This is a genomic window from Streptomyces pathocidini (genome assembly GCF_001418495.1).
Taxonomy (GTDB): domain Bacteria; phylum Actinomycetota; class Actinomycetes; order Streptomycetales; family Streptomycetaceae; genus Streptomyces; species Streptomyces pathocidini.
In genome coordinates this window covers 1-6,430 of record NZ_LIQY01000481.1, presented here as the reverse complement: position 1 = coordinate 6,430, position 6,430 = coordinate 1, and the positions used below count along the sequence as shown (strand labels likewise).

General features: G+C 71.5%; 6 protein-coding genes. 1 reads left to right on the top strand and 5 read right to left on the bottom strand.

The window, feature by feature from the left end; genetic code table 11:
• A partial coding sequence (locus AOK16_RS20880; protein ID WP_157859285.1) for a MinD/ParA family ATP-binding protein occupies nucleotides 1–1,350 on the top strand: 1,350 nt, incomplete at its 5' end.
• A 124-nt stretch (nucleotides 1,351–1,474) separates the two neighbouring features.
• Here the strand turns inward: AOK16_RS20880 and AOK16_RS20875 are convergent.
• The 5 genes from AOK16_RS20875 to infB all read right to left on the bottom strand — a co-directional run.
• Nucleotides 1,475–2,425: a bifunctional riboflavin kinase/FAD synthetase gene (locus tag AOK16_RS20875; protein WP_079101615.1), complete on the bottom strand. Its 951-nt coding sequence runs from the start codon at nucleotides 2,423–2,425 to the stop codon at nucleotides 1,475–1,477.
• Nucleotides 2,426–2,599: 174 nt separating this feature from the next.
• Nucleotides 2,600–3,517: a tRNA pseudouridine(55) synthase TruB gene (gene truB, locus AOK16_RS20870; protein WP_055473724.1), complete on the bottom strand. Its 918-nt coding sequence runs from the start codon at nucleotides 3,515–3,517 to the stop codon at nucleotides 2,600–2,602.
• Nucleotides 3,514–3,963: a 30S ribosome-binding factor RbfA gene (gene rbfA / locus AOK16_RS20865; protein ID WP_055473723.1), complete on the bottom strand. Its 450-nt coding sequence runs from the start codon at nucleotides 3,961–3,963 to the stop codon at nucleotides 3,514–3,516. Before rbfA ends, truB begins: the two co-directional genes overlap by 4 nt.
• Before the next feature lie 59 nt (nucleotides 3,964–4,022).
• On the bottom strand, nucleotides 4,023–4,319 hold the full coding sequence (locus tag AOK16_RS20860) for a DUF503 domain-containing protein (RefSeq protein ID WP_055473722.1): 297 nt from the start codon (nucleotides 4,317–4,319) through the stop codon (nucleotides 4,023–4,025).
• Nucleotides 4,320–4,454: 135 nt separating this feature from the next.
• On the bottom strand, nucleotides 4,455–6,430 hold a 1,976-nt coding region (gene infB / locus AOK16_RS20855), incomplete at its 5' end, for a translation initiation factor IF-2 (RefSeq protein ID WP_079101616.1).

The following is a 6,430-nucleotide window of genomic DNA, read 5'->3' as shown; positions in this document are numbered from 1 at the left end:
CAACAGCCGTACCAGGGGCAGCAGCCGCAGGGCCAGCAACAGCCCCCGGCCCAACAGCCGGTGGACCCGCGCCAGGCCGGTTGGGGAGCGCCCGGCGAGCAGCGGTCCACCCCCGGCGCGCCCCTCGGCTACAGCGCGGCCGTCGAGCTGACCTCCGACCGGCTCATGCGCAACCAGCCCAAGAAGCGGAAGCCGGGCGCCAACGCCCAGCCCTCGCGCTTCAAGCTGGGCGCCAAGAAGGAGGAGGCCGAGCGGCAGCGCAAGCTGGACCTCATCCGCACGCCGGTGCTGTCCTGCTACCGGATCGCGGTGATCAGCCTCAAGGGCGGCGTCGGCAAGACGACCACGACCACCGCGCTCGGCGCGACGCTCGCCTCGGAGCGGCAGGACAAGATCCTGGCGATCGACGCGAACCCGGACGCCGGTACGCTCGGCCGCCGGGTCCGCCGCGAGACCGGCGCGACCATCCGCGACCTCGTCCAGGCGATCCCGCATCTGCACAGCTACATGGACATCCGCCGGTTCACCTCGCAGGCGCCCTCCGGCCTGGAGATCCTCGCCAACGACGTGGACCCCGCCGTGTCGACCACGTTCAACGACGAGGACTACCGGCGCGCGATCGACATCCTGGGCAGGCAGTACCCGATCATCCTGACCGACTCGGGCACCGGCCTCCTCTACAGCGCGATGCGCGGAGTCCTCGATCTGGCCCACCAGTTGATCATCATCTCCACGCCCTCCGTGGACGGCGCGAGCAGCGCGAGCACGACCCTCGACTGGCTGTCCGCACACGGCTACGCCGACCTGGTGCAGCGCAGCATCACGGTGATCTCCGGGGTCCGCGAGACCGGCAAGATGATCAAGGTCGAGGACATCGTGGCGCACTTCGAGACCCGCTGCCGCGGCGTGGTCGTGGTGCCGTTCGACGAGCACCTCTCGGCAGGTGCCGAGGTCGACCTCGACATGATGCGGCCCAAGACCCGCGAGGCGTACTTCAACCTCTCGGCCCTGGTCGCCGAGGACTTCGTCCGCGTCCAGCAGGCCGAGGGCCTGTGGAGCGAGGGCAACGCCCCGCACCACATGCCCCCGCCGATGCCGGGCCAGCAGTACGGCCAGCCCCCCGGCTACGGCTACCCGCCGCCCCAGCAGGGCGGCCACCCCCAGCAGCCGTACGGCCAGCCGCAGGTCGACCCGCAGACGGGCCGGCCGGTGCAGCCCCCGTACCCGCAGCAGGGCGGCCAGCCGCCCCAAGGGGAACCGCCCCAGGCCCAGCCGCAGCAGAGCCCGCCGCCGCAGGCACCCCAGCAGGGCGCGATCCCGCCGGGCTGGACCCAACAGCAGCCGCAGTAGGAGCAGTTGACCGAAAAACGCGGCCCCTCACGCCCAACCGGGGCGGTGAGGGGCCGACGTTCGTCTGCGGCTCAGCCCTGTAGCGGCTCAGTCCCGCACCCGGCGGCCCTGCCCTCTACGAGCCTCAGCGCTCGTACGCCTCGACCAGCGCCCACGAGCGCTTCACATCGTCCGCGATCCGCTCCAGCAGCGCCTCGATGGAACCGAAGGTCTCCTGCCCCCGCAGGTAGGCGAGGAAGTCCACGGCCACGTGCAGCCCGTACAGGTCGAGGCCGACCCGGTCGATCGCGTACGCCTCGACGGTCCGCTCCGTCCCGTCGAACTGCGGATTGGTGCCGACCGAGATCGCGGCGGGCATGGCCTCGCCCTCGACTTCCAGCCATCCCGCGTAGACCCCGTCGGCCGGGATCGCGGTGTGCGGCAGGGTCTCCACGTTGGCCGTGGGGTAGCCGAGTTCACGGCCGCGCTGAGCGCCCCGGACGACCACGCCCTCGACGCGGTGCGGGCGGCCCAGGATCTCCATCGCGCCGGCCACGTCGCCCTCGGCGACCAGGCGGCGGGTCAGGGTCGAGGAGAACGGCACGCCACCGCCCGCCTCCCCGCGCACGAACAGGTCGACCACCTCGACCTCGTAGTCGTAGGTCGCGCCCAGCTCGCGCAGAGTCTCGACGGTGCCCGCGGCCTTGTGCCCGAAACGGAAGTTGGGGCCCTCCACGACGGCCTTCGCGTGCAGCTTGTCGACGAGGACCTTCACCACGAAGTCGGCGGGCGAGAGCTGGGAGAACTCGGCCGTGAACGGCAGAACCAGCACCGCGTCCACGCCCAGTTCGGCCATCAGCTCCGCGCGCCGGTGGTGCGGGGCGAGCAGCGGCGGGTGGCTGCCGGGGCGCACGACCTCGCTGGGGTGCGGATCGAAGGTGACCACGACCGAGGGGACGCCGAGCTCCTTGGCGCGGTCCACCGCGCGGCCGATGATCAGCTGGTGGCCGCGGTGCACGCCGTCGTAGGACCCGATGGTGACGACGCTGCGCCCCCAGTCCTCGGGGATGTCCTCCAAGCCACGCCAGCGCTGCACTGTGACCGCTCCTCGCCGAACCTCGTACGTGATGCGCGCCCCGTTCGATCCGTTCGCGCAGGTCTAAGACTGCCATGCCGCGCGCCGGCCCCCGGCATCGGTATCGGCTCCGGGGCCCGGCCTCGCCGCGGCGGGTCCCGGGGCCCGGGGGACCCGGCCTGGCGGAATCCGCCGCTAGGCGAAGACCGCCAGGCTCCTCGCCTTGCCCTTGGCCTCCTCGACCAGCGCCAGGAACCGCCCGTCGGGCCCGAAGACCGCGATCGGGCCCTCGGCGCCGAGCCCGGGCGCGTCCAGCCGGACGCCGTGGGACAGCAGCCGGGCCTGCTTCTCGTCCACGTCCCAGCGCGGGAACGCGGCGGCCGCCGCCTCGGCGATCGGCATGACCCGCAGGCCCTCGCCGTCGACCTCCGCCTGGAGCTCCTCCAGCGTCCGCGCGGCGTCCAGCGCGTACGGCCCGACGCGGGTGCGGCGCAGGGCCGTCAGATGGCCGCCGGTGCCGAGCCCCGCGCCGAGGTCGCGCGCGAGGGCGCGGATGTAAGTGCCCGAGGAGCAGACGACGGTGGCGTCCAGGTCGAGCACGGCCGTGCCGTCCTCGGCCACGGCCTCCCGCACCTCGTGGACCGCGAACGACGAGACGGTCACGGGCCGGGCGGCCAGTTCGAAGTCCTCGCCCTCCCGGGCCCGCTTGTACGAGCGCACACCGTCGATCTTGATGGCGCTGACCTTGGAGGGCACCTGCTGGATGTCCCCGGTCAGCTCCGCGACCCCGGCGTCGACCGCCTCGCACGCGATCCCGGCGGCCCCGGCGGAGCCGGTGACCTCCCCCTCGGCGTCGTCCGTGACCGTGTTCTGGCCGAGCCGGATCGTCGCCTCGTACTCCTTCTCCGTCAGCGCCAGATGCCCGAGCAGCCGGGTCGCCTTCTCGACGCCGATGACGAGCACTCCGGTCGCCATCGGGTCCAGCGTCCCCGCGTGCCCGACCCGGCGGGTGCGGGCCAGGCCGCGCATCTTGGCGACGACGTCGTGCGAAGTGAAGCCGGCCGGCTTGTCGACCACGACAAGGCCGTCCGGCCCCGTTCCCTTCCGCTTCATTCGGCGGCGTCGTCCTCGTTCTCGTCCTCGCCCGGCTTGCGGTACGGGTCGGCCTCGCCGGCGTACGCGGCGCCCGTGGACGCCTCGCGCACCTGGGCGTCCCTGGCCCGCGCCTTGTCGAGCAGGTCGTCGATGGTGCGGGCGTTCTCCGGCAGCGCGTCCGGCACGAACGCCAGGGTCGGGGTGAACCGCACCCCGGTCTGGCGCCCGACCTCCGAGCGCAGGATGCCCTTGGCGCTCTCCAGAGCGGCAGCGGAGGCCGCGCGCTCCTCGTCGTCCCCGTAGACCGTGTAGAAGACCGTGGCCTCCCGCAGGTCGCCGGTGACCCGGGCGTCCGTGATGGTCACGAACCCCAGGCGGGGGTCCTTGATCCGGCGATCCAGGGTCTCCGCGACCACGACCTGGATGCGGTCCGCCAGCTTGCGGGCCCGCGCGTTGTCGGCCACTGGTCCGTCTCCTTCTTCTCTTCCACCATGGTGCTTCGGGTGCGATCGCCGACGGCCGGTCAGTCGTCGTGGTCGCCGTGGTACTGCCGCCGTACGGACAGCAGTTCCACCTCCGGCCGGGCGGCGACCATGCGCTCGCACCGGTCCAGTACGTCTGTGAGGTGCCCGGCGTCCCCGGACACGACCGCCAGCCCGATCCGGGCCCTGCGGTAGAGGTCCTGCTCGCCGACCTCCGCCACGCTGACCGCGTACTTGCGCTGCAGCTCGGCGACGATCGGGCGGACGACGGAGCGCTTCTCCTTCAGCGACCGTACGTCGCCGAGGAGCAGGTCGATGGACAGCGTCCCTACATACATGCGATCAGGGTCAAGCCACCCGTGGGGCCTCGTCCAGTGCCCTGCCGAACACGGCGGGACACCAGAACGGTACACGCAACGGCCGGGGCCGATCGACGGTTTTCCCGCCGACCGGCCCCGGTCGAAGAGCGGTGATCAGCCTCGCGGCTTCTCGCGCATCTCGTACGTCGCGATGACGTCGTCGACCTTGATGTCGTTGAAGTTGCCGAGGTTGATACCGCCCTCGAACCCTTCGCGGATCTCGGTGACGTCGTCCTTGAAGCGGCGCAGGCCCTCGATGTTGAGGTTCTCCGCCACGACCTTGCCGTCCCGGATGAGGCGCGCCTTGGTGTTGCGCTTGACCTCGCCGGAGCGGATGAGGACACCCGCGATGTTGCCGAGCTTGGAGGAGCGGAAGACCTCGCGGATCTCCGCGGTGCCGAGCTCGACCTCCTCGTACTCCGGCTTGAGCATGCCCTTCAGGGCCGCCTCGATCTCCTCGATCACCTGGTAGATGACCGAGTAGTAGCGGACGTCCACGCCCTCGCGCTCGGCCATCTGCGTGGCACGCCCCTCGGCGCGCACGTTGAAGCCGATGACGATGGCGTCGGAGCCGGTCGCCAGGTCGATGTCGGTCTCGGTGACCGCACCCACACCGCGGTGCAGGACGCGCAGGTCGACCTCTTCGCCGACGTCGAGCTGGAGCAGCGAGGACTCCAGGGCCTCGACCGAACCGGACGCGTCGCCCTTGATGATGAGGTTGAGCTGCTGCACCTCGCCGGCCTTGAGCACCTTGTCCAGGTCCTCCAGCGAGACCCGGCGGGTCCGCTTGGCGAACGCGGCGTTGCGCTCACGGGCGGCGCGCTTCTCGGCGATCTGGCGGGCCGTGCGGTCCTCGTCGACGACGAGGAAGTTGTCGCCGGCGCCCGGGACGTTGGTCAGACCCAGGACCAGGACGGGGGTCGAGGGACCCGCTTCCTCCAGGGCCTCGCCCTTGTCGTCGAGCATCGCGCGGACGCGGCCGTACGCGTCGCCGACCACCATCGTGTCGCCGACCCGCAGGGTGCCGCGCTGGACCAGGACGGTCGCCACGGCGCCGCGGCCGCGGTCGAGGTGCGCCTCGATCGCGATGCCCTGCGCGTCCTGCTCCGGGTTGGCCCGCAGGTCGAGCGAGGCGTCGGCGGTGAGGACGACGGCCTCCAGCAGGTTGTCGATGTGCAGACCCTGCTTGGCGGAGATGTTGACGAACATGGTGTCGCCGCCGTACTCCTCGGCCACCAGGCCGTACTCGGTCAGCTGACCGCGCACCTTCGTCGGGTCGGCGCCCTCGACGTCGATCTTGTTGACCGCGACCACGATCGGCACGTCGGCCGCCTTGGCGTGGTTCAGCGCCTCGATCGTCTGGGGCATCACACCGTCATTGGCCGCCACCACGAGGATCGCGATGTCGGTCGACTTGGCACCGCGGGCACGCATGGCGGTGAACGCCTCGTGACCCGGGGTGTCGATGAAGGTGATGCGCCGCTCTTCGTCGTTGACCTCGGTCGCGACCTGGTACGCACCGATGTGCTGGGTGATGCCGCCGGCCTCGCCCTCGATGACGTTGGTCTTGCGGATCGCGTCCAGCAGGCGCGTCTTACCGTGGTCGACGTGACCCATGACGGTCACGACCGGCGGACGCGGCGCCAGGAACTCCTCGCCGCCCTCGTCCTCGCCGAACTCGATGTCGAAGGACTCGAGCAGCTCGCGGTCCTCCTCCTCCGGGCTGACGATCTGGACGACGTAGTTCATCTCCTCGCCGAGGAGCTGCAGCGTCTCGTCGGAGACCGACTGGGTCGCGGTGACCATCTCGCCCAGGTTGAACATGACCTGGACCAGCGACGCCGGATTGGCGTTGATCTTCTCCGCGAAGTCGGTGAGCGAGGCACCCCGCGACAGCCGGACGGTCTGCCCGTTGCCGCGCGGCAGCATCACACCGCCGATGGACGGGGCCTGCATGGCCTCGTACTCCTGGCGACGCTGCCGCTTCGACTTGCGGCCGCGGCGCGCCGGACCGCCGGGACGGCCGAAGGCGCCCTGCGTGCCACCACGGCCACCGGGACCGCCGGGACGGCCGCCGAAGCCGGGACGGC